This is a genomic window from Anaerostipes sp. MSJ-23 (genome assembly GCF_018918155.1).
In the GTDB taxonomy this organism is placed as follows: domain Bacteria; phylum Bacillota; class Clostridia; order Lachnospirales; family Lachnospiraceae; genus Anaerostipes.
Map to the genome: position 1 here is coordinate 1 of NZ_JAHLPY010000041.1, position 966 is coordinate 966.

At 40.2% G+C, this 966-nt stretch carries 1 pseudogene; it reads left to right on the plus strand.

Features of this window, described 5'->3' with window-relative positions:
• Positions 1–69: 69 nt before the first annotated feature.
• Positions 70–966, plus strand: a pseudogene (locus KQI71_RS13055) (transposase); the annotation flags it as partial.

A 966-nucleotide genomic window follows, 5' to 3' on the forward strand; every position in this document is an offset into this window, starting at 1 on the left:
AGCATTGACCTCCATTTTGAAGTATAATGAATTCACCACAAACCATTGTCAACAAAGGAGACAATGCTCATGGATATTATACTTTATTTACTTCACTTAATTCAATACCAACATAATCAAATTTGCTGGCTTTTAAATTTTATCTGCAGATATATCCCTCTCAGACAGTAGGCTTTCGATGATTCCCATTCTCCCAGATACCAGAAATTTAAGATCGATCAGCTCCCTGTTATCAAAACATTCTACAAACAGGACTGGCTGTTTCTTCTCGAATACTATCAATGGAAATATAAGAAAACTCTCAGACCAGTCCAGCGTCGGAATGGGAAATCTATCCCCGAAGATATCGTGTGTCCTGTGTGCGGTGCCCCGCATCATTTTATATATGACAACAATGGTGAGAACAGCCAGTATCAGTGCAAAGTCTGCGGTCAGACTTTTACTTCTGGTGAATCCGCTACAACTCCGGTTAAATTAATGTGCCCTCATTGTGGACATGCCCTTGTTCCTAAGAAAGACCGGAAGTTTTTCCGCATCCATCAATGTGTGAATCCCAAATGTTCCCACTATCTTCATCAGCTGTCAAAAGTGGATCCAAAAGATCTTTCGGAAAACTATGGCAAAAATAAATATAAACTGCACTATATCTACCGTGAGTTCACTGTGGATTTCTTTGCCATGGATTTAAACTCCCTGCCCAAGAACGCATCCTCCCTCAGGTTCTCCAAACATAATGCTTACATCATGTCTCTCTGTCTCACCATGCACGTTAATCTGGGACTTTCATTGAGGAAAACATCACAGGCACTCAAAGACCTTTATAACATCAGTATCTCACACCAACAGATCGCTAACTATTGTAAAACTGCCGCTGTCTGTATTAAGCCCTTTATTGATAATTACGACTATAAGTCTGGCAGTGTCTTTACCGCCGATGAAACCTATATCAAAGTCCGTAGTATCAAA